At 37.6% G+C, this 25,866-nt stretch carries 18 protein-coding genes; 12 read left to right on the top strand and 6 right to left on the bottom strand.

The genetic code is table 11. From position 1 onward, the window contains the following. The first annotated feature begins 14 nt into the window (after nt 1-14). Together I215_RS10125 and I215_RS10130 are read left to right on the top strand one after the other, a co-directional pair. Nucleotides 15-2,711 (top strand): putative LPS assembly protein LptD, encoded by a 2,697-nt coding sequence (locus I215_RS10125; protein ID WP_156800256.1) that lies wholly within the window; start codon nt 15-17, stop codon nt 2,709-2,711. A gap of 65 nt (nt 2,712-2,776) precedes the next feature. Next, on the top strand, nt 2,777-3,157 hold the full coding sequence (locus tag I215_RS10130; RefSeq protein WP_008991866.1) for a Rid family detoxifying hydrolase: 381 nt from the start codon (nt 2,777-2,779) through the stop codon (nt 3,155-3,157). Between the two features lie 84 nt (nt 3,158-3,241). On the opposite strand, the gene I215_RS10135 is transcribed toward I215_RS10130, so the two are convergent. Continuing rightward, a complete protein-coding gene (locus tag I215_RS10135) occupies nt 3,242-3,991 on the bottom strand; it encodes a DeoR/GlpR family DNA-binding transcription regulator (protein ID WP_008991867.1) in 750 nt (249 codons plus the stop codon). A 275-nt stretch (nt 3,992-4,266) separates the two neighbouring features. On the opposite strand from I215_RS10135, the gene I215_RS10140 reads away from it, so the two are divergent. From I215_RS10140 to I215_RS10150, 3 genes are all read left to right on the top strand, one after another. Further along, nucleotides 4,267-7,494 carry a SusC/RagA family TonB-linked outer membrane protein gene (locus tag I215_RS10140; protein ID WP_008991868.1) on the top strand — a complete coding sequence of 1,076 codons (3,228 nt, stop codon included), beginning with the start codon at nt 4,267-4,269 and terminating at the stop codon, nt 7,492-7,494. An 11-nt stretch (nt 7,495-7,505) separates the two neighbouring features. Next, entirely contained in the window at nt 7,506-9,218 is a 1,713-nt protein-coding gene (locus I215_RS10145) for a RagB/SusD family nutrient uptake outer membrane protein (protein ID WP_008991869.1), read from the top strand. A gap of 103 nt (nt 9,219-9,321) precedes the next feature. After that, nucleotides 9,322-10,881 (top strand): glycoside hydrolase family 10 protein, encoded by a 1,560-nt coding sequence (locus tag I215_RS10150; RefSeq protein ID WP_008991870.1) that lies wholly within the window; start codon nt 9,322-9,324, stop codon nt 10,879-10,881. Between the two features lie 193 nt (nt 10,882-11,074). Here I215_RS10150 and I215_RS10155 read toward each other — a convergent pair whose 3' ends face one another. The 4 genes from I215_RS10155 to I215_RS10170 all read right to left on the bottom strand — a co-directional run bounded on the left by I215_RS10155 (nt 11,075) and on the right by I215_RS10170 (nt 18,844). Next, nucleotides 11,075-11,938, bottom strand: coding sequence for a hypothetical protein (locus I215_RS10155; RefSeq protein ID WP_008991871.1), 864 nt, complete (start codon nt 11,936-11,938; stop codon nt 11,075-11,077). A 186-nt stretch (nt 11,939-12,124) separates the two neighbouring features. Next, nucleotides 12,125-13,126: a type I glyceraldehyde-3-phosphate dehydrogenase gene (gene gap / locus I215_RS10160; RefSeq protein ID WP_008991872.1), complete on the bottom strand. Its 1,002-nt coding sequence runs from the start codon at nt 13,124-13,126 to the stop codon at nt 12,125-12,127. Between the two features lie 40 nt (nt 13,127-13,166). Then, on the bottom strand, nt 13,167-14,153 hold the full coding sequence (pfkA, locus tag I215_RS10165; protein WP_008991873.1) for a 6-phosphofructokinase: 987 nt from the start codon (nt 14,151-14,153) through the stop codon (nt 13,167-13,169). A gap of 251 nt (nt 14,154-14,404) precedes the next feature. Next, entirely contained in the window at nt 14,405-18,844 is a 4,440-nt protein-coding gene (locus I215_RS10170) for a translocation/assembly module TamB domain-containing protein (RefSeq protein WP_237738952.1), read from the bottom strand. Between the two features lie 95 nt (nt 18,845-18,939). On the opposite strand from I215_RS10170, the gene tsaD reads away from it, so the two are divergent. Further along, a complete protein-coding gene (gene tsaD, locus I215_RS10175; protein ID WP_008991875.1) occupies nt 18,940-19,965 on the top strand; it encodes a tRNA (adenosine(37)-N6)-threonylcarbamoyltransferase complex transferase subunit TsaD in 1,026 nt (341 codons plus the stop codon). A gap of 55 nt (nt 19,966-20,020) precedes the next feature. Continuing rightward, the gene (locus I215_RS10180; protein WP_008991876.1) at nt 20,021-20,740 is read left to right on the top strand and encodes a 16S rRNA (uracil(1498)-N(3))-methyltransferase; all 720 of its coding nucleotides are present in this window, start codon (nt 20,021-20,023) and stop codon (nt 20,738-20,740) included. Between the two features lies 1 nt (nt 20,741). On the opposite strand, the gene I215_RS10185 is transcribed toward I215_RS10180, so the two are convergent. Continuing rightward, the gene (locus tag I215_RS10185) at nt 20,742-21,212 is read right to left on the bottom strand and encodes an Lrp/AsnC family transcriptional regulator (protein ID WP_008991877.1); all 471 of its coding nucleotides are present in this window, start codon (nt 21,210-21,212) and stop codon (nt 20,742-20,744) included. 145 nt (nt 21,213-21,357) lie between these two features. On the opposite strand from I215_RS10185, the gene I215_RS10190 reads away from it, so the two are divergent. The 5 genes from I215_RS10190 to I215_RS10210 all read left to right on the top strand — a co-directional run bounded on the left by I215_RS10190 (nt 21,358) and on the right by I215_RS10210 (nt 25,694). Then, complete coding sequence (locus I215_RS10190) at nt 21,358-22,557, top strand: aminotransferase class I/II-fold pyridoxal phosphate-dependent enzyme (RefSeq protein ID WP_008991878.1); 1,200 nt, start codon at nt 21,358-21,360, stop codon at nt 22,555-22,557. A gap of 269 nt (nt 22,558-22,826) precedes the next feature. Further along, nucleotides 22,827-24,281, top strand: a complete 1,455-nt coding sequence (nhaC, locus tag I215_RS10195; protein ID WP_008991879.1) for a Na+/H+ antiporter NhaC — start codon at nt 22,827-22,829, stop codon at nt 24,279-24,281. A 206-nt stretch (nt 24,282-24,487) separates the two neighbouring features. Beyond that, nucleotides 24,488-25,126, top strand: coding sequence for a peroxiredoxin (locus I215_RS10200; RefSeq protein ID WP_008991880.1), 639 nt, complete (start codon nt 24,488-24,490; stop codon nt 25,124-25,126). Between the two features lie 12 nt (nt 25,127-25,138). Continuing rightward, entirely contained in the window at nt 25,139-25,453 is a 315-nt protein-coding gene (locus tag I215_RS10205) for a thioredoxin family protein (RefSeq protein WP_008991881.1), read from the top strand. Further along, nucleotides 25,434-25,694 carry a DUF6952 family protein gene (locus tag I215_RS10210; protein WP_008991882.1) on the top strand — a complete coding sequence of 87 codons (261 nt, stop codon included), beginning with the start codon at nt 25,434-25,436 and terminating at the stop codon, nt 25,692-25,694. Before I215_RS10205 ends, I215_RS10210 begins: the two co-directional genes overlap by 20 nt. Nucleotides 25,695-25,866: the final 172 nt, after the last annotated feature.

Raw genomic sequence — 25,866 nt, forward strand, 5'->3', positions numbered from 1 at the left:
TAGTATTAAAAGCTTTGCAAGCAAAGAAACTCAACATACTTTTATCGCTTTTCACCCTAATGATAGGGTGGCACACATATGGACAAGAAAGGCCTAAGGTTCAAGCGCTTAATATTCCTGCAGAAACTCAAATATTAGACAGCCTTTATGTCAGCGCAGATGAGGTGCTTCTAAGTCAAGCTGCAGTAGACACCATTCAGCGCGATAGCACTGCTCAAGATTCTACAAAACAAGGCTTCCTCCAAGGCATCATCAGTTACAAGGCGAAGGATTACATGAAGATGAGCCGAACTGAAAATAAAATTTATCTATACAACGAAGCAGAGGTTATTTACCAAGATTATGAATTAAAATCTGGTATTATCGTTATTGATTACACCACTAACGAGGTTGATGCAGGCCGCATAAAGGACAGTGCAAATGCGCTGGTTCAACCTCCTTATTTTAAGCAAGGTAACAATATTGTAGAACCCGATTCTATCCGTTTTAATTTCGATAGCAAAAAAGCCCTTATCTTCAATTCTAGAACCGAGCAATCAATGGGTGAAAGCATGAATGTATTTGCTCAAACAGTAAAAAAAGAAAATGACTCAGTATATTTTTTAAGAGAAGGTAAAATTACCACCGCCGATGATGTGGATAATCCAGATTACTATATTCGAGTCCGAAAAGGAAAATTTGTACCAAACAAAAAGATTATTGCAGGTTTTAGTAATATGTACATCGCCGATGTTCCAACGCCTATTGCCGTTCCTTTTGCCTATTTCCCAATGTCTCAAGATCGTCGAAATTCTGGCGTAATAATGCCAACACCAGGACAAACAAACCGACGTGGCTATTCACTACAAAACGGTGGGTATTACTTTGCCATAAGTGATTATTTTGATCTTGCGCTAATGGGAGATTACTATACAAATGGTAGTTATGGTGTCCGAGCAGAATCCAATTATGCAAAGCGTTACAAATTCCGAGGTGGATTGCGTATACGCTACGAAAACAATATTGAGAGTCAAAAAGGGTTTCCTGATTATTCCAGGGGGACCATCTATAACATTCAATGGAACCACAGTCAAGATGCTAAGGCAAGTCCAAATTCTAGGCTCTCTGCATCGGTAAACTTTGGTAGTAGCCAGTATTATAGAAACTCATTAAATCAATTCAATACGCCAAACTTCTTGAACAATACCTTACAATCATCAGTTTCGTATAACAAGACGTTCCCGGGTTATCCTATGGTCAATTTAAATGCCACTACCTCTATACAACAAAACACTAGAGATCAATCGGTAAATATGACTCTCCCAACCCTACAGGCAAGTATGGAACGTATTTTCCCGTTTGCCAAACGCGATGGTGCAAAAAAAGGAATTATTCAAAACATTAACTTTCAGTACAATTTCAGGGCAGAAAACAGACTGACAACCATCGATACTTTGTTATTCAAAAAAGAAATGTTTGACAATGCCAAAGTTGGTTTTCAGCATTCGATCCCTATTAGCACAAACTTTAAGTTGTTTAAACACTTTAGTGTGTCCACTGGAGCAAATTACAATGAGGTATGGCAACTTAAAACCATCAACAGAAATGACTACGACCCATTATTAGAAGAGGCTACTATCGACACCCTTAGTGGTTTTAACCGTTATGGAACTTATAACTTTAACGCCAGTTTAGGAACCACTCTTTATGGTACCTTCACCTTTAAAGAAGGAAGTAAAATACAAGCAATACGACACACGGTCCGTCCTTCTGTAAGTTATGGTTACACCCCATCGTTTGAACAATACTACGATGAGTACATCGACCAAAATGGTGAAGTACGACAATACTCTCCTTTTGAGAACGGTATTTATGGTGTTCCTGGGTTGCACAACTCTAACAGTGTTGGACTGTCGGTAAGTAATGTTTTAGAGGCCAAAGTAACAGATAGAGATACCACTGCAACCGAGCCAAAGAAAATCATGCTGCTCAACAATTTAAATTTTAGCACTGCCTATAATATTGTCGCCGATTCTCTGCCTTGGAGCCCTGTAAGAATGAGTGGAGGTACTCAGTTCTTTCAAAATAAGATGAACGTGAATTTCGGTGCCACCTTGGATCCATACGCTATCGATAACAACGGGACTCGAATCGATGTATTCAATTACGAAAACGGAGGTAGTCTGTTTAGACTCACCCAGGCCAATGTCAATGTAAGTTATTCTTTTAATAGTAAGTCCTTTAGCGGGAAACAAGATGATGACAAAGTTGATAACACCCAAAGTGGTGGACGCGAAGATGACTTATTTGGACGCGCCCAAGACTTCAGTGATGAGCGTACCTTTGCCGATGATGAGGATGATGATCAAGAAGAGCTCCCTGCTGAGGCCTACGCTGCGAAACTACCTTGGGATTTAAGGCTCGCCTATTCCCTAACCTACTCCAATAGGAACAGGGAAAGTGAGATCACCAACAACTCCCTTATGTTCTCTGGAAATATTGATCTCTCACCTCAATGGAAAGTCGGTATTTCTTCAGGTTATGATTTTAAACAAAAAGGATTTACATACACCCAATTACGTTTTGCAAGAGATTTGAAAAGTTTTAGATTAAACTTCAACTGGGTTCCATTTAGTAGTCGAGCTTCATGGTTCTTTTTTATTGGGATCAAATCCTCCATGCTGAGCGATCTTAAGTGGGAAAAACGCAGTGAACCAGATAGACGACTATAGAAAGATAATTAACTATTCTTTTGCCCTTTATTAAATTAAGTTGAATCAACAAAAAAAATAAATTTATGAAAACGATTATCAATACGGACAATGCACCTGCGCCTTTAGGACCATACAACCAAGCCGTTTTAAAGGCAGACACACTTTATATTTCAGGACAAATTGCCATTAACCCAGAAACCAACCAGCTTATTACCTCTGGGGTTGAAGATGAGGCAAGACAAGTGATGAAAAATTTAGATGCCGTTTTAAAGGCAGCATCCATGACTTTTGAAAATGTGGTAAAGAGCAGTATTTTTTTAAATAACATGGCGGATTTTGCTAAAATCAACGTTATCTACGGCTCCTATTTTGATGAAAAAACCGCACCAGCTAGAGAAACAGTTGCAGTTGACACCTTACCTAAAAATGTCAATATCGAAATTTCAATGATTGCGGTACGATAACTTACCATTTTAAATCTTTATTTACTATATAAGCCTTTACTCCATTTATAATAGTAAAGATATCTTTACTATTATAAATGGAGTTTAAATTATTTGGATATTCTTATCTCGAAAAGAATCCAATCGCGCATCCATAGGATCAAGCTCGGTAAGAAGGATATCAACTTGATCAATATCACATACCTTATAACGCTGATCAGAGTGAAGCTTTTCAGAAATAACAGGACAAACCACTTTTTTCGACGCTTTTACCATTGCCTTTTTCAATTGAACAATTTCCCAATCGAATTCAGTCAAACCATGTTTAGAATCTATAGAATTCGTACCTAAAAAACACATGTCCACCCGAATATCAGACAACATATTGATAGCATCCCCACCGATGGCTATTTGAGAACTCTTGGCCATTTTACCCCCTATAAAAATCAAATCTATATTGGGTTTTGTCATCAATTGATTTGCCACGGGCAAGCTAGGTGTAAAACAAGTAATCTGAAGCTCTACTGGAATAAGTCTTGCGAACTCCATGTTTGTTGTACCACCACTTAGTAGAATTACCTGCCCCATTTTAAGTAAACTTATTCCTTTTTGGGCAATTTTAGTTTTTAATTCTAGAGCATAGATATCTCCCCTGCCTATGTGAATATTATCAAAACCCAGGGATATTGCTCCCCCATGGACCTTTTTCAGCATTCGTTCTTTGTGCAACTCTGTGATGTCCCTACGAATTGTATCTACTGAAACATTAAGTGTTTCCGCTATATCTGTTAAAAGCACCCTATTGTGAATTCTAACTTCATTTAAAATGAATCTTTTTCGCTCCGCTTTAAGCATGATCTTAATTGGTTGTTGAGAATAGCAAAATACCGCAAAATATTAACAAAACAAGCATATCCTCCTAAATTTATTGACTGAATTATAGCATAAGTTACCAAATAATGTAAAATTATTGCACAAAACTGCATGTAGTTGCATTAATTTACTTAATTTTAGCTTGCTAGTTCGCAAAATTTTTAACAATTATGTGCTAAATATTTATAAATACAACCACCAAACATCCTTAATGGATGTCGATAAAACAATTTAAATCAACTTTTAAAACTCTAATCATGAAAACAAAACTTAAAGCCTTCTTTTGGTTTTTCTCCCTTTTTTGTTGGCTTGCCGCATGGGGACAGACCAATCAAATAACGGGTATTGTCTATGATCCTCAAGGAGTTCCAATTCCAGGCGCAAATGTGTTACTAAAAAACACCACCACTGGAGTAGTGACAAATTTTGATGGAGAATTTTCCATAGAAGTGCCCCAGAACACAGATAATGTTCTAGTGTTTTCTTCCATAGGATTTGAAAGTAAAGAATTCCCTTTGCAAAATCAGACTGTTATCAGCATAACATTGCAGACCGATGTTACTGGTTTGGAAGAAGTTGTTGTAGTAGGTTATGGAAGTCAGATAAAAAGAAATGTAACTGGTGCTGTAGCCACCATTGACCCCGCTGTCTTAGAGTCACGACCCATTACGGATATAGGACGGGGTCTCCAAGGCGCCTCACCTGGCCTTACAGTACTCTCCTCTACTGGACAAATCGGGCAAGACCCTATCATTAAACTCAGGGGATCAGTTGGTACCCTGGGAACATCTGGTGGAGCGGAGCCACTAATTTTAGTAGATAATGTTGAGATCCAAAGTCTTCAATTCATCAATCCCGAAGATGTCGCAGATATCTCCGTTTTAAAAGATGCAGCCTCAACTTCCATTTACGGATCTCGAGGTGCATGGGGTGTAATATTAATTACCACTAAAGATGGAAAACGCCAACAAGCCCCTTCCATACGATATTCTAACAACTTTTCTTGGGCAACACCAACAGAAACCCCTAAAATAGCACCAGCTGCTGATGGAGCAGAGATGGCCTTTAAGGCTGTAAACCGAAGAATTCCATCTTTGGATGCATTTGGCACAGTTGGGATGTATGTCGATCAAATAGCTATTGAAAAAATGAGAGAATGGGAGCGTGAATACGGCGGACAGGATCTTGGTTTGGAAATGGTAGAAGGAAGAGATTACGAGATCCGAGACGGGCGATTATTCTTCTATCGGTCCTGGGATCCTAGAAAGTTGTTTGTTAAAAAATGGGCTCTTCAACAAAAACACGATATTTCTGTATCTGGAGGAAGTGAAAAAACCAATTACTACTTGGGCTTAGGATATCTGAATCAGGGAGGTGTCTATAAAACCAACCCGGATGAGTATGAGCGCTACAATGTCAACCTGAGTGTAAACACATCAGTTACAGACTGGCTCGATGTAAGAGCAAAAATCTTACATACCAATTCCACTACCACAGAACCATTTAATTTCGGGTCCGCCACCTATGACGCTTGGTATTATACTACACGTTGGCAAGCCTATTACCCATATGGAACTGTGGATGGCAAACCTTTTAGAAGTCATATCTCCGAGGTGCAACAGGCCAATATGAACGAGATCGACAATTCGCTATCGCGACTAAATCTCGGGGCAACCCTTACTCCTTCAGATAATTTTACTCTAAACTTTGACTACACCCACGATCGTGTCGAGGAACATGAACACCAAGTTGGTGGAACGCTATGGGCTTATAACTTTTGGTCTCAGGGAGCTGACTTTTCTTATGTGCCATATAGTAGTGCCTCCTATGATAGAGTACAATACAACTCTTCATGGAGTCGAAGAAATACAGCTAAAGTGTATGGGGTCTACACTAAAAGTTTTGACGATATACACAAATTTGATTTTACTGCTGGTAGTGACATGGAAAAATACGAATATTGGTTTCAGTCATCCCAACGTCGCGAGCTCTTAAATCCAGATCAAGGGGAATTAGCCTTAGCCACAGGAGATCAATACGTGAGCGGCGATCGCAATAAGTGGTCAACACTAGGGTTCTTTGCTAGGGTCAATTATGCATATAAAGATAAAGTACTTTTAGAGGTGAATGCTCGATACGACGGATCTTCTCGATTGTCGACAGACCAGAAGTGGGGATACTTCCCGTCGGTCTCCTTAGGGTATATTCTAACAGAAGAAGAATTTATGGACGCCTTAAATCCAACACTTTCATTTTTAAAGCTTAGAGGTTCCTATGGGTCTGTAGGAAATCAAAATACTTATCTATCTAATATATATAGAGTGATGTCCTCTTCTGGATCAAACTGGATTATCGATGGCAAAGAACAGGTTACCGTGGGTACACCTGGAGCAATACCAGCTTCACTAACTTGGGAAACTGTTACAACATTAGACCTTGGTCTAGACGCTAAACTATTTGACAACAAAATGGGCGTTACTTTTGATTGGTACCAGCGAACTGTAAGTGATATGCACAGTCCTGGGGTTACCCTTCCAAGCTCATTTGGGACAACTTCTCCGACAAGAAACTATGGTGAGCTTCAAACCACCGGTTGGGAATTATCAGTGGATTTTAGGCATCAATTCAATAACGGCCTTCATATCAGCGCCATGGCTACAGTAAGTGATTTCACTGAAGAGATCACCAAATATGAAAATCAAACCAAGGGGATAAACTCCTACTATCAGGGTAAGAAGCTAGGTGAAATCTGGGGTTATGAAACAGATCGTTTTTTTACAGAAGATGATTTTAATGCCGATGGAAGTTATGCCCAAGGCGTACCGAGCCAAGAGCTTTTTGAGACCAATGGCTGGTTCTATTATGGACCAGGCGATATTAAATACAAAGACTTAAATGGAGATGGCGTGATCGATTACGGGACTAGAACCGTCGGAGACAGTGGTGATATGAAGGTAATAGGTAATTCTACTCCAAGATATCAATATGGATTTCAGTTAAATGCAGACTGGAAAGGCTTTGATTTTAGTGTATTTTTTCAAGGAGTTGCTAAAAGAGATTTTTGGGCCAATGGGCCGGTTTTTATTCCTGGATACCGATATGCAGAAGGGTGGTATGAACACCAATTGGACTACTGGACACCTGAGAACCCAACAGCCTATTATCCTAGACCCAATGATCAAGGACAATCCAATAATGCGATGAATTTCTTACCACAGAGTAAGTACCTTTTGGACATGTCATATCTTAGGCTAAAAAACATATCTTTTGGATATACGATTCCTCAGGCGATTTCTTCAAAGTTTCATATCGATCGTTTTAGAGTGTATTTCAGCGGAGAGAATCTTTTCGAATTTACTGGAATACAAGTCCCTGTAGATCCAGAGGTTGATTATACAACCGCAGGATTAAATGACACTTCCTCCTTCGGCCGTGTTTACCCTTTTAGAAGATCATTTTCTTTTGGACTTCAATTAACCTTCTAAATCAATAAAACATGAAAACCATAAATAAAATATTTATATCACTATTTTTCTTGACATCGTTTACTGGCTGTGAGAAAGATTTTCTTGAAGTACCGCCACAAGATCAACTCGTGGATGAGACCTATTGGACTAACGAAGGGAATGTTCGCACTTTCGCTTTTGGCTTCTATAGCGCTTACTTCACTGGTTATGGCTCAGGGTACACTTGGGGAGATTACTTTTCAGGACAGTCCTTAAACGATGATTTTGCACCATCAAACCCTCCCATGTTTACACAACAAGTACCCACAAGTGGCGGAGGATGGACATTTTCTTGGGTACGCAAAGCAAATATATTTATCAATAGGGTTCAAGAAGTCCCCATGGAACAAGAAGCTATTGATCATTGGACAGGTATTGGGCGATTCTTCCGCGCGTTAGAATATCACGATTTAGTGAATCGCTTTGGGGATGTCCCTTATTATGACCACGAACTATCGGAGGTAGAAAACCAGGAGCTCTATAAGCCAAGAGAAGATAGGGCTATTGTTATGGATAAGGTATTGGAAGACTTTAGATTCGCTGCAGAAAATGTACGTGAAGATGTAGAATCACCTGGTTTAGAGGTTAATAAATCGATCGTTCTAGCTTTCATGTCAAGAGTATTTCTATTTGAAGGAACTTGGCAAAAATATCACGAGCAAAACAATTCTAAAGCTGCAGAATACTTAGAAGCAGCGAAATGGGCAGCCGATCAAATCATAAGTAGTGGGGAGTATGAACTAGCCAACTACAGAGCGGTCTTTAATTCCTTAAGCCTTTCCGATAATCCTGAAGTCATCCTATATAGAGAATACGAAGAAGGGGTTCTTACTCATGCTTTAAACAGCTACAACAATATGGAAGCACAAACAGGAGCATCAAAGGATGCCATTGAGTCCTATTTGATGGATGATGGTTTGCCCGTATCATTATCGCCAAATTATCAAGGAGATCATGGTATTGATGCCGTTATGCAGGGAAGAGATCCAAGAATGTACGAAACCTTCGTACCGAATACCTTACGACTCAATGGAATTGAAAGTAACTATTCTACCACAGGATTTGCTGTACATAAATTTTTAAACGAAGAAATTAAAGATGACCCAATTGGAAGTTCCAACCTAAACCCAACGGATGCTCCTGTGATACGTTATGGAGAGGTTCTAATGAATTATGCTGAAGCCTCTAAAGAACTTGCCTCGGTTGGTGGTCCAGCATTCACCCAAAGTGATCTCGATAAAAGTATCAATGTACTTCGCGATCGTCCAGGTGTGGGAATTCCTCATTTAGAGGTTTCAGGGGATGCTGCAGCGGTAGATGGCAGTGTATATGAAGACCCAAACCGAGATCCAGATGTGACTCCAATTCTATGGGAAATACGTAGAGAACGTAGAATAGAACTTATGATGGAAGGGTTTCGATTGGATGATTTAAGAAGGTGGAAAAAATTAGCCTATACGGATATGACTACTAATACTGAGATTAATCTGGGTGCTTGGATAGACAAAGCTGATTACCCAGATACTGAACTTGAAAGCATCCGCCTTACAGAAGGAACCACTGGTTACATCATACCTGCCTATGCACCTGAATCATGGAGAACATTTGATGATCCAAAAGTATACCTCTACCCCATCCCTTTAGATCAAATTAAGCTCTATAGTGATCATGGGGTTGAATTAACCCAGAACCCTGGATGGTAAGATAAATCAACCAACCAATTAATTTGAAAAGTTCCTTGGGCAAAAACCGAGGAACTTTTTACCTTCACCAAAACTTTAGACATATAATTCTAACAAATATTTCATGATAAGGAATCACATAAAAGGACTCTTCCCTCTATTGTTATTTATTTGCTTTGCGGCAGGTTGTAAATCAACCTCACCAATAGTAAATTCCAACCAAAATGACGGAACTTACGTTGTTTCTAACCCTAGTGATGTTTGGGATCCAAAAGCCCCTTATGTTTTGGAAGAATTCAGGGCGGCATGGATTGCCACGGTAGCCAATATTAGTTGGCCTAGTAAGCCAGGTCTTTCAACTGCTGAGCAAAAACAAGAAGCCTTGGAATTACTAGAATATCTATCGACTCAAAACTACAATGCAGTGGTATTACAGGTACGTCCTCAATGTGATGCCTTATATCAAAGTGAACTGGAACCGTGGTCCTACTATTTAACTGGACAACAAGGCATCGCCCCTTCTCCTTGGTATGATCCTTTAGAGTTTTGGGTAGAAGAGGCACATAAACGCGGGCTTGAATTACATGCATGGCTCAATCCTTACCGCGCGCATCATTCTTCGGCAAAAGCTCTAAAAGAAACATCTATAGTAAGAAAGCATCCGGAACTAGTGGTAGAACTTGCCAATGGAATGTGGTGGATGGATCCCGCTTTAGAAGAAACTAAAAAGCATTCTTTAGCAGTAGTAGAAGATTTAGTGAAACGCTATAATTTAGATGGTATTCATTTCGATGATTATTTCTATCCTTATGAATCATATAATGATAATAAAGATTTTCCAGATCAAAAAAGCTGGAATGAATACCTAAATACTGGAGGAAAAATGAATCGCGGTGATTGGCGACGGGGCCATGTCAATGATTTTATCCAGCGTGTATATCAGCTTATTAAAACAGAAAAACCCTATGTCAAATTAGGGATTAGTCCTTTTGGAATCTGGAAACCTGGATATCCAGAATCTGTCGTTGGCTTTAACCAGTACGACAAGCTCTATGCAGATGCTAAATTATGGCTCAATAAGGGATGGGTCGATTATTTCACTCCACAACTCTATTGGAAAACAGGTAAAATAGGACAAAGTTTTCCAGAGCTCCTAGGTTGGTGGAAAAGTCAAAACACTCAACAAAGACATTTATGGCCAGGAATTCGTATTGATTACGGAGGAGACGAATTAAACGCACAAGAAACCATAGGTCAGATCATGATTACCCGTGGAATGCTTCCTAAAAGTAAAGGAACCGTACATTGGAGCATAGGCCCGTTAATGAAATACGACTCTCTTTCAAGTAAGATTCGAAAAGGCCCATATAATAAAAAAAGCTTGATTCCAGCCAGTCCATGGCTCGATAATTCACCCCCAGAACAGCCAGAATTTCAAGTAACTAAGATTGACACCGTAGCTAAAGTTCAATGGAAACCCAAAGATGCCCAAGACATCCACCACTATGTGTTTTACTTTCAATATCGGGGCAAACCATGGGATTATAAAATATTAACCAAGAATGATTTGAGTATAAAAATCCCGCTTACTGATCCCAATTCAAACACCCAACTTATAAGGGTAGGACTCACTGGGCTGGATCGTAGCTGGAATCAAAGTCTATTCCAACAAAAGGAGATTTAATTACTTGATTTTCAGTGAATTAAAATTCAAACCACTGTGATTCTTTTTTACAGTGGTTTTTTTTAAAGTATTGGTTGCAACCCCTTTATACTTATAGCCAAATGTAAAAACAAAAAAACCTTTGAAAATTTAAGAATTCTCAAAGGCCATATATTTTAAAACTAAGAATAGATAACAAAGTTAGATTGGTTACTTATTCATCATCAAATAATATTGATTTGTGGTAATCAACCAATCCATCAATAGGACGCCGAAGCACTTTTCCAAGATTTAACCCATTGTCTTTAAAGACCTGTTGTAATTCATCTTGTAAGTAATAGGCAATACTTCCTATAAAGTGAATTGGAACCTCCTTAGCTTGTTCGTATTGAGAGATTGCATTGTCTATAAACAATTGCATCCCTTTTCTAATTAGTACTTGGCTGTACTCTTCATCTTTATTTTGGATTAAAAACCGCGCAAAAGTTGCCAAATAGGTATTTGGGTTTGGCTCCTTATAAAGGCTATTTTTAATACTATCCTCATCTAAATCGTATTCATCGCTAAACTTACTTGCTAGCTTTTCAGGGATTTTATGATAATAATAATCTCTTAGGAGTTGACGTCCAAAGTAATTTCCACTACAGTCATCCATTAGGATATACCCTAGGGAGGTTACTTTTTGGAAAAGTTCTTTACCGTCCCAATAACTACAGTTAGATCCCGTACCTAAAATACAAACGATCGCTTGTTGATCTGGGTCTACAGTGGCATAAATGGCCGCATAGGTATCTTCCTTTACTTTTATTCGTGCGCTGGTGAAATACTCCTTAAAAATATCTCCTAAAAATTTACGCATCCGTTCAGTTCCACAACCTGCGCCGTAAAAAAACAATTGAGTAACCTCTTTTCGGTGCTTGTAAAGTTCGAAATTATTGGTCAAACGCTCTCGAATAATTTCCTTGGTCAACACTTCAGGACTCAATCCTAAGGTCTTGGTAACAAAAAGCTTATTCCCATGTTCATCCAAAGCAATCCAATCGGCTTTAGTCGCCCCACTATCTACGATTAAAATCATACTTGTTCTGAGTTATTAGCTAGCTTAAGTGCTTAATCTAAATATAAAATAGAAAGTAGTATATCACCAAGGAATAATTTAAGGCGTTAGCATTCCTTAAATTACTCCCCGTAAAGGTGAAACACAAATTAGTTTAGTTTATTATTTAGTACAATTAAAGCAGTGCAATTGCAGTGCTTAACTGAATTATAATGCAGTAATATACGTAGCTAGATCTACCAATTTGTTGGAGTATCCAGTTTCGTTATCATACCAAGAAACGACTTTAAAGAATTTAGAATTCAATTCGATTCCAGCACCAGCATCAAAAACACTAGTATCAGTTTCTCCAACAAAATCTTGAGACACAACAGCCTCATCAGTATAACCTAAGATTCCTTTTAATTCGTTTTCAGAGGCGTCTTTCATCGCTTTTTTGATCTCCTCGTAAGAAGTCTCTTTTTCCAAACGAACAGTTAAGTCAACTACAGAAACATCAGCAGTTGGAACCCTAAAAGCCATACCAGTAAGTTTACCTTCTAGCGAAGGAATTACCTTAGTAACCGCTTTAGCCGCACCAGTAGAAGCTGGTATAATATTTAAAAGTGCACTACGTCCACCTCTGTAATCTTTTCTTGAAGGTCCATCTACTGTTAATTGAGTAGCTGTGGTAGCGTGAACAGTAGTCATTAGCGCTTCTTCAATACCAAAGTTATCATTGAGTACCTTTGCAAGTGGCGCTAAACAGTTTGTAGTACAAGACGCATTTGATACAATCTTATCTGAAGCCTTAACATCTTTGTGGTTAACTCCCATTACAAACATTGGAGCATCTTTAGAAGGTGCAGAAATAACTACTTTTTTAGCACCGGCATCCAAGTGATACTGTGCAGTATCCAAAGTGGTAAAAATTCCAGTACACTCAGCTACGATATCTGCATCAACTTCATCCCATTTCAAGTTTTTAGGATCTCTTTCAGCGGTAATTCTAACAGTCTTACCATCTACAACAAGGTTTCCGTCTTTTACTTCAATAGTTCCATCAAATCTTCCGTGAACTGAATCGTATTCCAAAAGGTAAGCTAAATGCTCTACATCCAATAAATCATTGATCGCAACTACTTCTACATTTGATCTTTTCAAAGTTGCTCTAAAGACCAATCTTCCTATACGTCCAAATCCGTTTATTCCAATTTTAACTGTTGACATTTTATTCTAAGTTTTAATTAATTTTCTATTTTATTATTTTTTATGTAGACATGATTTCACAGACTCTCATCAAATCCGAATCCACAGATGACTTTCCTTTTATAGCATCTACGATCGGAGTAATTACAATCTCATCTTTAATCATACCAACCATGTAATTTGATTTACCTTCCATAAGGGATTCAACCGCTTTCACTCCCATTCTACTGGCAAGCACACGGTCGAAGCAAGTTGGCGCTCCACCTCGTTGCATATGTCCAAGTACAGAAACTCGAATATCATAATTGGGTAAATTCTCCTCCACATACTCTGCAAGCTGAAATACGCTTTTACCGGTCTTATCACCTTCAGCAACTACCACAATACTGGAAGATTTTCCTGTATTTCTACTGCGTTCAAGGGACTCCAATAATTGCTCTAAACCTCGATTAGCCTCAGGGATAAGAATCTCCTCTGCACCAGCACCAAGACCTGCATTTAAAGCAATATGTCCGCAATCTCTTCCCATAACTTCTATAAAGAACAATCGGTCGTGAGAACTAGCTGTATCGCGAATTCTATCAATTGCGTCCACTACGGTATTTAATGCCGTATCGTATCCAAGAGTATACATGGTTCCGTCAATATCATTATCTATAGTACCAGGAATACCTATAATTGGGAAGTTATACTCCTCATTAAAGAGCATTCCACCTGTAAAGGTTCCATCACCCCCAATAAGAACTAACGCATCGATTTGATTCTTTATCAATTGTTCATGGGCTTTTGCACGGCCTTCTTTAGTTTTAAACTCCTGTGAACGAGCCGATTTTAAGAAAGTCCCCCCTCTGTTAATGATATTACGAACACTTCTAGCGCTAAGATCTTCGAAATCACCTTCAATAAGGCCTTGATATCCTCTATAGATACCAACACACTCAATTTGGTGATACGCACAAGTCCTTGCTACTGCTCGAATCGCTGCATTCATTCCCGGTGCATCACCACCGGAGGTCAATACTCCTATTTTCTTGATGTTTGTAGACATTAAATTGTATTATTTTGGTACGTAAAACTACCAAAGAATTTTCAATTTTATTGTATAGATTTCATTAAAAATCAATTATTAAACGATTCAATCGTTTTCGTTAGTAAATTATTAACAAATACCATGATATATTTTAAAGAATAACTTCCAAATTAGGAGATTTCTGCATTGTTTCCCCTGACTTTCTGAGGTGTAAATAATACTTTCTTAGGATAAAATACACACTTTTAAAACTGTGAATCACTGATAGATCACTCCTGCTGTTTTGATTTTTTGGTTTGGAAATTCACCAAACCATTACCCATTGATTCCTCTTGTTGTTCTTGTTCTTCTTCCTCGGGCTCACCTAATCCAATTCCATTGGAATAACTTTCGGTTTTTCCCTCTAGAATACGTTTAACAAGCTCACGGAAGGTATCAAATTCAACTTGATAAGATAAGCCAACACCTTGGGTATAACCTTGCTGTTGAGCAAAAAATTGTTGAATCTCACTTTCTCTATTGAAAATTCTCGCAATAAGACTTCCATCATCATTCAAAAGAATCTGAATTTCCACATCTCCTGCCACTACAGTTTCAGTTACTCCTCCAACAGGGACACCGATTTTTCCGTTAATCAGAACGCGTTCGCTGATTTGTGTAGAAACCGTTACACCAAGACGATCCTCAGAAACATAATCTAATTCAGGGTTGCGTTCTCCTATTTCATATGAAACACCAACATCAAATTTTCCTTCTCCAGCATTTAGCACTTGATTAAACAAGCTAGAGGCAGTTTGCACAAGGTTCCCGGTTACCGCCGTTTGATTAATACTTAACTCATCCAGAAAAACCCCTTGTGAAAGCAGTGAGAATGCCTGCAACTCTCGCTTTGCATTATCGTCCAAGTGATACTGAAGTTCTGAGGTAACCACTGCATTTGTATTAGGAAAGGTGATCTCATAATCCAAAGTAGGCTGCATTAATTGTCCTTCAAGTCGTATGGTCACATCTGTGGCAATTTTTCTAGTAATTTGAGCATTATCCATTAGAATACCTGGATTGGCATAGAGGGAGTATTTAGCAGCAATATTCATATCAGCATCATCAACAGGGTCACCTTCCCAATTAATGGTTCCCCCAGGCTGCACTACAAAGCGCTTATTGATAAATCCACCGTATTTAAACAAAAATTCCCCTGTATAGGTAATAAAGTCACCATACATATTAAATTTGCCATTGGTATTTATTTCAATAAGCAAATTCCCTGCTCCAGTACCTTTAAGTGTACTCCTAGTCTTTGGATCGACCACAATTTCGATTTCTGCTTGTGGAGTAACATCCAAATCAAATTGCATTTCGATTCCTTGAACATCAGCTACTTTACGTTTCGCTGCTTCAGCATCCGTCTCATTCTTATCAATAAAATTTATAAAGGAAGTGTCTCCGATCTCGGTGACATCACTAAGAGGAATTACAAAGCTCGTTCCTTTTTCAGTCCGCGCGTTTACATCTATATTTAGAATCTCACTTGTCAGACCATAAAGTTGTGCTGTACCGCTGATAAAACCAGTACCATAATATAGTTCATCAGGGGAAGATTTGGTGTTTAAAACTAAGAATCGTTCGCCTTTGGTATCCATATATAGATCCAAATACCAATCTTTAAAGCGATCATAGGTCACCGACCCGCTTAGATTCATCCTAGTATGATATTGTGTGTCGGTAAAGGTGAGATCTTCCAATACAAAAGACCTACCTTCTAGTCTTACCTCTGCAAGTTTAGGCATATTCATGTCCACATTTAAGTAGGGAATGTTTAATCCTCCGTCTTGGATTTGTAAAGCTCCACTCATCTCAGGGTTTCCAAGTTCTCCCGTTAACCTAAAGTCACCCGAAGCAAATCCTCTTATATCAGAAATAACGTCCGCGCCTAAAGGACTGAGAATTTCCAAGTTCAGATTATCTAGTTGACCCTTGAGATCTACAATAGTCCCATTAGTATCGGCATTAATGTCCCCTAATATATTTAGGGTTTCTTTGGAGTCCTCTACTATCTTAGCATTCACTCCGAAATGCGTAAGGTCTTGATTCCCTAAAATGGACAAAAATAAATTCCCCATATCTAAGTCATTCACCGCAAAATCAGATATTTTCACATTGGAAGAAGGCGTGTAAATTTTATTGCGTTGCAACACATTAAGATAACCATCCACCTTTCCTTCTAACTTTAAGCTGTCAATATCTGGAAGGATTTTATCTAAGGTTACATTTTCAAATTCAAGATCAACATCTTTATAAGTACTATCAATGAGCATTCCTTCAAGTCGAATTTGTTCCTCGTTGTAGTTCATCACCACTTGACTTATATTCACCGTATCAAGGGACCTGCTGAAACTCACCTTATTATCGGTATTATTATTGGCATTAATAATCCAGTCACGCCCTTTAAAACCGAGCCTAGATCGTTTTAGACCAATAACAGATTCTTGCTTCTCATTAAATGTATGATAAAAGTTAAGGTTGTAAATGTCATTAAACTGTTCCCCCCCTTTGAATTCGGTTCTAAAAAATAGTGTGTCGTCAATCTTAGTATTAATGAGTCTAAAATCACTGACATCATAAATATTAGATTCTATTTCACTGACCTCAACAAAGGTATTATAGAGTGGATTTTTATTATCTATTTCTATTTGAATCTGATCAAATTCATTACCAGAGGCACTTATTTTTGGTGAGGTAAAATTCAATTTAAAATCCTCCTGATCTGCATCCACAGAACCACTAATTGAGGTATTACTTCCAAATTCAAGCTGTGGAAAAAATACTCCGACAATTTTATTGTAAATTTTAAAATCAAAATCCACATATTGCCCTGGTGTTACAGGCTCTGGATTATAGTTGGTATAAATACTTCCAATGGAGTTTTTAATAATGTTTCCTAGTTCTCTAATGTGGTATTTACCACGCAGAGAGCCTGTGATAATATCGGGAGAATTAATTGCTATAATATGTTCTTGATCAATAAATTCCGAGGTAATGGTAAAATCGTCAAAATAATAACTGTCGTTTTGATTGGTGTAATTTGTTCTTCGGAAATTCATCTCCCCTGCAAGTTCGTACAAAGAATTTCCAGACATATCTGCGGTAATATTTCCTTTAAAAACAGAGATACTATCACGGCTGACGAAATTCAGTTTATTCAGATCAACATTGCGCACAGAGGCTACAAATTTAAACTCATTAGTAGCTCCCGATAAATCAGCCAATCCCTTAAAGTTAATATCAAAATTTTCATCCACTGAGGTAATTGAACCGTCGAAAAGTTGATCCTTTACAACACCAGAAACCTTGATCCCATTATATTCATATCCATTGTAAACAATCGAATATAATTCACCAATGACTTCCGTATTGAGTGTTTCTTGCTCGAATCCAAAACCATCTACACTAATATCTAAATCCGTTTTACCTAATAGGTCATTCTCTAAAAATGCCCCCAAATCAAAATCTTGTAATGATAAAATCCCTTTATAGGCGGCATCTTCGGATTGATTTATGTTTGATAAAGTAAGGTCAGAATATCCTTTCCCAATATCCGAGATTAAATTCACTTTGGCATATACCGATTCCTCAGTAATTCGCATATTTCCAAATATTGAAAGTTGCCCAAAGCGATCGAAGGAATTTGGTAGTGCTTTTCCCAGAATACCAGGTAATAAACCAATAAGCTGATGATAGTTTGAGGAAACGTTTCTGGCATGCACATCAATGCTAAATTCCTTGTCTTGCTCAAACATATTGTTAAAAACAAAATCACCATCAATTAGTGTATTACCGGAAGTCATATAAAGATTATCCATTTCCAAACGATTCAGATAACCCGTGAAATCCGTGGATAATTCTACCTGTTTATCTTTTCCAAATTCGTCAAAATACAAATTGATTTCATCCAAAGCCACCGTAGATTCTCTGAACTTACCACTTATTTTAACCTTGTTTAAAAAGTCTTGAAAATCTCCAGGCTGGTAATCAAAAACAGCCTGACCTTGAATGTTTGATCCTGGAGTTTGAATATGCAAACTATCCAAACGCATCTGAGACTTAGTGTAAGAAAACTCGCTCTGAAGATGATTAACAATCACGCCCTTTTTAGAGGTGAATTTTAAATCTCGAACATTTAAACTCACATCCGGACCTAGAATTAAAAAATCGTCGGATTCTATATTTAAGTTCTCTAAGCCTAAAATAACTGGGTTTTCATTATTCTGATCAATGAGTCTATACTCACTATCTCTTACGCTGATATGAGTAGATGTCATCAAAAATGGATTTTCAGGATTCCCTTCCCCTTCATCAAGTTTTTCTACAAAGACATCTAAATTGGTATTCGTTTCACCCTTATAGGTCTTCATATTGAACAACAAACGGTCTACAGATATAGCTCCAAATTCTAGATCTCCTGAGACCAACTCTCTAACATTTACAATCGAAGTATTAAGTTTGTTAATGTAGATTAAGGTATCTTTTTTATAGTCCTCAACATAAACACCTTTTATACTTACATCACCCCAAAAAGGAATAAAATGAATTTCATCAATATTAATATTGGTACTATAGGTTTGGTTTAAGAAATTTGTGGCACGTTTAGCAAGATGAGTTTGAACCACAGGTAGGGACAGAAAAAAACTTACCAAAACTAGTATAAGCAACAATGTAAGGAGCGTTCGAATTAATATTTTCCTTAGTTTTTTGATAGTCTTTTATGTTTTACCTTTGTTACTCCAATTTTTTATTTCAAAGATATATGAATACCCAAGATGTTTATATAATTGCTATAGAATCTTCATGTGATGATACATCCGCGGCTGTTCTTTTAAACGACCAGGTATTGAGCAATGTTGTTGCGAATCAGAAAATTCACGAACAATACGGAGGAGTCGTTCCCGAACTTGCCTCTAGAGCACACCAACAAAATATTGTACCTGTAGTTCATCAAGCCTTAAGCAAGGCAAATATCGATAAAAAACAATTATCCGCAATAGCTTTTACCCGAGGACCTGGATTAATGGGCTCTTTATTAGTGGGAACCTCTTTTGCAAAATCGTTATCCCTTGCTCTAGACATTCCGCTAATTGAGGTTAACCACATGCAGGCTCACATTTTAGCACATTTTATAAAAGAGAAAGACACCCCAAAACCAGAGTTTCCTTTTATTGCCTTAACTATTAGTGGTGGGCATACCCAAATTGTGAAAGTCAACAATTTTTTTGATATGCAAATCATAGGAGAAACCCTTGATGATGCCGTTGGTGAAGCATTTGATAAGTCAGCTAAGATTCTTGGACTCCCCTATCCTGGCGGTCCTTTAGTAGACAAGCTTGCAAAACAAGGTAATCCAAAAGCTTTCATTTTTCCAAAACCTAAGGTACAGGATCTTAATTTTAGTTTTAGCGGACTAAAGACCGCTGTGCTTTATTTTGTACAGAAACAAACTAAAATTCAACCAAATTTCGTTGAAGAGAATCTTGAAGATATTTGCGCCTCCATTCAGTATACCATTATAATCATTCTAATGGACAAACTTAAAAAAGCCTCCAAAAGCACAGGTATTAAGCAAATTGCCATTGGCGGTGGAGTCTCAGCAAATTCAGGTATTCGAGAAGTCTTAAAGCAAGGAGAAAAAAAATATGGCTGGACAACCTATGTTCCAAAATTTGAATATACTACAGACAATGCAGCAATGATTGGCATTGTAGGCTATTATAAGTATTTGGATAAATCCTTCACAGACCAAAGTGTAGCAGCAAAGGCCCGGTTTTCGTTATCTTAAAATACTAGATAAAGAAAAAGAACTAAGCCAATAATCTTATTTAAAATTTGACCATATGCAATTGTTTTACGCACCCGATTTAGTTGAAACCTCCAAAGAATATCAATTTGATAAAGAAGAAAGTCGTCATATACATAAAGTCCTTCGCAAAACCATTGGAGACAGTCTTCATATTACCAATGGTAAGGGCTGGATATTTGAGGCGAAAATTTTGGCATCGGATGCAAAACAATGCAGTGTTCAACTATTGAGTTCAACTTTTAAAAATCCTAGGCGTTATCGCCTTCATATGGCCGTTGCTCCCACTAAAATGAATGATCGTTTTGAATGGTTTTTAGAAAAAGCAACAGAAATTGGCATTGATGAAATCACTCCTATAATCTGTGATCATTCTGAACGAAAAGTGGTCAAATTAGAGCGTTATGAGAAAATCATTCAATCGGCCGCTAAACAGTCTCTAAATCCATATCTCCCTGTGCTGCACCCTCCACAATCCTTTAGCGATCTGATAGGTAGTGTTTCAAAGCAGGCTGTAAATGAGCAACTCTTTATCGCTCACTGTGAAGACCAACAAAAGCAGACTTTGCAACAGGCTATAGAAAAACAACAAAGTGCGCTAATACTTATTGGTCCAGAAGGCGACTTTTCCCCTTCAGAAATAATCACTGCTTTGGCGAATGATTTTAAAGCAGTAAGTCTTGGTGACTCAAGACTAAGAACAGAGACAGCAGCTATAGTAGCTTGTCATACTTTCGCCCTAGTTAATCAGATTTAAACTAAAGCTTTAAATCGGTAGTATTTTTCACCTCTTCAATCATAAACACACTATGTGTACTCCCAATATGGCTTAAGGTTGTTAACTTTGAGGTCATAAATTCTCTGTAGGCCTCCATATCAGGGACATTAATTTTCAACATATAATCATAATCACCACTTACGTGATAGCATTCTAGCACTTCTTGAAGCTGAACGACTTGTTTTTCAAAGTCCACAAGTTGCTCCTTTATATGTTTGGTTAACCTCACATGACAAAACACCACAAAGGCCATGTTCGTTTTATGACGATCAAGCAAGGCCGTATACTTTTGTATAACCTTTTGCTTTTCCAATTTTTTAATACGTTCGTATACAGCAGTTTTAGACAAATTTAACTTAAGCGCTAACACCTTAGTTGTCTGCTTTGCATCGCTTTGAAGTAACTCTAGTAACCTTTTGTCAATCGGGTCAAGTTTAACGATCTGACTCATATTCTATTTTTAAAATTAAAACTGAACATATTTAGAACTATATACTAATATATAAAATTATATAGATCATTAATCTAATAATTCAAAATCGTATTGATAAATAAACTTAAAATTTAGTACTTTATAGAATAAAAAGTAATAAAACATGAAGTTTAAACCAGCAAATAATATTCAAGATTTACAGTATTTCGGAGAATTTGGAGGTGTCAATCCTTCTATTTCAGATTCTTCTACTTATACGTTCCTTTCTGCAAAAACAATGTTTGACACCTTCGAAGGCAATACCGAGGGATGTTATCTTTACAGTAGACATTCCTCCCCATCAAACCTATATTTAGGTGAGGCTTTAGCAGCTATGGAAAACACGGAAACAGCCAATGTAACCGCTAGTGGAATGGGTGCTATTACGGCCACAATATTTCAACTTTGTAATGCAGGTGATCATATCGTCTCAAGTAGGACCATCTATGGTGGCACGTATGCTTTTATGAAGAATTTCTTACCCAAATTCAATATTAAGTGCAGTTTTGTCGACAGTACAGACCTTAATGCTGTTGAACAGAGCATCACAAAGAAAACTAAAATGATCTACTGTGAAACTCTGAGTAATCCCTTGTTGGAAGTCTCAGATATAGCAGCTCTATCCAAATTGGCAAAGAAATATGACCTTCCACTAGTTGTCGATAACACCTTCTCACCACTTAGCATCACTCCCGCGGTATTGGGTGCGGATATTGTAATTCACAGCCTTACTAAATTCATCAACGGAAGTAGTGACGCAGTAGGTGGTGTGGTGTGTGCAAGTAAAGATTTTTGCTTGAGCTTAAAGGATGTAAATCAAGGCGCAGGTATGCTATTAGGAAGTACTCTTGACAGCATAAGAGCGTCCTCCATCCTAAAAAACCTAAGAACACTTCACATAAGAATTAAAAAGCATAGTGAAAACGCCCTCTACCTTGCTGAAAACTTCGAAAAAGCTGGATTAAAAGTAGTTTACCCAGGATTACCCTCGCACCCGGGTCACGAGAAATTCAAAAAACAGATGAATTCAGAATACGGTTTTGGTGGATTACTCACCTTAGATGTTGGCAGCTTGGAAAAAGCCAATGAACTTATGGAAATGATGCAAAAAGAAAACCTAGGATACCTAGCGGTAAGTTTAGGGTTTTACAAAACATTATTTAGCGCATCTGGAAGTTCTACCTCCTCTGAAATTCCTGAAGAAGAACAACGAGAAATGGGACTTAGTGATGGTCTTATCCGATTCTCCATTGGAATAGATAATGACATCAATAGAACATGTGAACTTATGATGGACTGCATGAAAAAGTTAGAAATCCTATAATACACTTTTCTATCAAATAACTCAATTAAGTGTTAATAACTAAATGAGGTTGTGGTATTCTATCAAAGTTGAGGGTTAAATTAAAAAACATATAGATCAACCACAGCCTCTACTACTATATTTAAATCGAGATAGTTACCACTACAATGAGGATAAAGAAAACCTTCAGATCTCCAAGAATAAATTTAAATCTTAATTCTCTTGGTTCGAATTCTATAAAATCTTTGTATTTTTCCGCTTATTTATTCTACTAAAGTACCGCCTAATTAATGAAAGACGAAAAGATTATTCAGAATAAAGAGCTCTCTATCTGGGAAGCATTACTTCCAGTGATTATTCTAGTGGCACTACTTGCCTTTAATGTATTTGTTTATGGGGATGATTCCTTGGGAGGCTCGAACCAATTTATACTACTTATAGGTGGAGCTATTGCCGCAATAGTGGGCATTTTTAATAAGGTTAGCTTTGATCGAATGTTAGAGGAAGTTGCCAATAACATCAAGTCAACTTCAGGAGCCATTTTAATACTCTTATTTGTTGGAGCTCTTGCTGGAACTTGGCTTATTAGTGGTGTGATTCCTGCAATGATTTATTATGGACTTCAAATCTTAAGTCCATCGTACTTTCTTGCAGCTTGTATGATTATTTGTGCAGTTATATCGGTGGCCACTGGAAGCAGCTGGACTACTTCAGCAACTGTCGGTATTGCACTTGTAGGCATAGGAGGAGCGCTGGGTATTTCCCCTGGAATGACAGCAGGTGCTGTAATCTCTGGCGCATATTTTGGAGATAAAATGTCCCCCTTAAGTGATACTACAAACCTAGCTCCTGCAATGGCTGGAACAGATTTGTTTACTCATATTCGATACATGTCTCTTACCACAGTACCGACAATGGTGGTGACCTTAATTATATTTACCATTATTGGACTAAACCTGGACACCGCAACCATACCTGATACTGAATCCCTATTATCGGCAATTGAAGAATCATTCGTAATTACACCATGGCTTTTTATAATCCCTCTGGTTGTTATTATTTTAATCTTAAAGAAAGCCCCTCCTCTTATGGCACTCCTTTTAGGTACGCTACTAGCCGCCGTATTCGCGCTTATTTTTCAACCAGAGGTAGTAATGGGACTAACTCAATCCAAAGATTTAAATCTTATAACTGCATATCAAGGAGTAATGAATTCCATCACCGTGGAAACAAAAATCACCACTTCCAATGAAATTCTAAATGGATTGTTTACCTCTGGTGGTATGTATGGAATGCTTGGAACCATTTGGCTTATTATTTGTGCAATGGTCTTTGGTGGTATCATGGATGCTATAGGTGCATTATCGAAAATTAGTAAAACACTCCTGAATGCTTTTGATTCTATATTTGGCCTTTTCGCCAGTACAGTAGCCAGTTGTTTAGCGTTAAATGTTACCGCTTCAGATCAATATTTGGCAATCGTAGTCCCTGGGAAAATGTATGCACAAGCTTACAAAGAAAAAAACCTTGCTCCTGAGAACCTAAGTAGAACATTAGAAGACGCTGGAACAGTCACTTCTGTATTGGTTCCATGGAATACATGTGGTGCTTATCAAAGTAGTGTTCTGGGCGTGGATACCACAGCTTATATCGGTTATGCTTTCTTCAATTACCTGAGCCCTTTTACAACTTTACTCTTCGCAGCGTTCCAAATTAAAATTAAACAATTAACTCAGAAAAAGTAATTCTCAATTTCTAAGCTACAAACCTGATAAATCAACAATTCTACATTCATAAAATTATTTTTTACACAAAGAAACCCCTACTTCTTTGGAGCGATTAATAAATCCTATTAATGAATAAATTTATACGATTTTAAAGAGAGAAATAGCTCCTTTTTAATCGTAACTTTGCTGTAAAGTAAAACGAACAAATTTAAACTATTATAATTATGGCATTAGTAGGTAAAAAATTTCCAAGTATTGCAGTAGATGCGATGAATGAAATGGGAGACACTTTCAAAATTAACGTTTTGGAAGAAGCAGTTAAAAACAACAAAAAAGTTATCCTTTTCTGGTATCCAAAAGATTTTACTTTTGTTTGTCCAACTGAATTACACGCATTTCAAGCTGCACTAGGCGAATTTGACAAAAGAAATACTATTGTTATCGGTGCTTCTTGCGACACTGCTGAAGTACACTTTGCTTGGTTAAACACAGACAAAGACAATGGAGGAATCGAAGGTGTAACATATCCCCTATTGGCTGATTCAAATAGAAACCTAGCAAACATGCTTCGTATTTTAGATCTTTCTTCTGAAACTTATAACGAAGAGACAGACTCTTATGTATATGAGGGAGACAATGTAACTTACAGAGCTACATTTTTGATCGATGAAGAAGGAACTGTATTCCACGAGAGTGTGAACCATATGCCTGTAGGTAGAAATGTAAGTGAGTTTATTCGCTTAATTGACGCTTACACGCACGTTCAAAAGAATGGAGAGGTTTGTCCTGCTAACTGGGAGGAAGGTAAAGAAGCTATGAACGCTGACAGAAAAGGTGTTGCTGCTTATTTAAGTGCAAACTAAAAAATATTCATGATGATAGTAGAATTAGACAAAGACAATTTATCGGATTTGGTAGCTGAGAATGACACTGTATTGGTCCAGTACTCAGCAGGATGGTGCGGGAATTGCCGTATCATGAAGCCAAAATTTAAAAAATTCGCTCAAGAAAATGAAAACGCAACCTTTGTGATTGTAGATGCTGAAAAGTATCCAGAATCTAGAAAGCTAGCTAACGTAGATAACTTACCTACCTTTGCAGCCTTTAAGAAAGGTGAAGTTTTAAGTCAGATTCAGACCAATAAAACGGATGTATTAAAATCTTTTATTGATGAAGCTACCCATAATTAAACAATTATCAGGCTTTATAGAATCCAATGATGAGGATTACGTAAATGAAGCCATCGAAACACTTGAAGCAATTACCGAAGTTTCTTCACTAAAGGATGAAGAGCTTGATGTTATAGGAGAATTAATCTCAAACATGTATGGAGCTCTTGAAGTTCAAAAGCTAATGAAGGAGGAAGGATTAAGCCAAAAGGATGCGATAAATGCTTTTATGAAAAGGGTTTTAGGCTCAATCGATAAGTAGATCACAATTCTAGGATGAAATTGCTATGAAAAAGTCATAAAAGGCTACCATTTTGGTAGCCTTTTGTGTTTTAAATCCTTTAATTATTTGTTATCTTTAACCTCTAGGTTAGTTTGTAACACACCAACCTAGCCGATCAAGCTGCATCGGTATTAAAACAGGATCATTAATA

Origin of the sequence: Galbibacter marinus (assembly GCF_000300875.1) — a bacterium.
GTDB lineage: Bacteria > Bacteroidota > Bacteroidia > Flavobacteriales > Flavobacteriaceae > Galbibacter > Galbibacter marinus.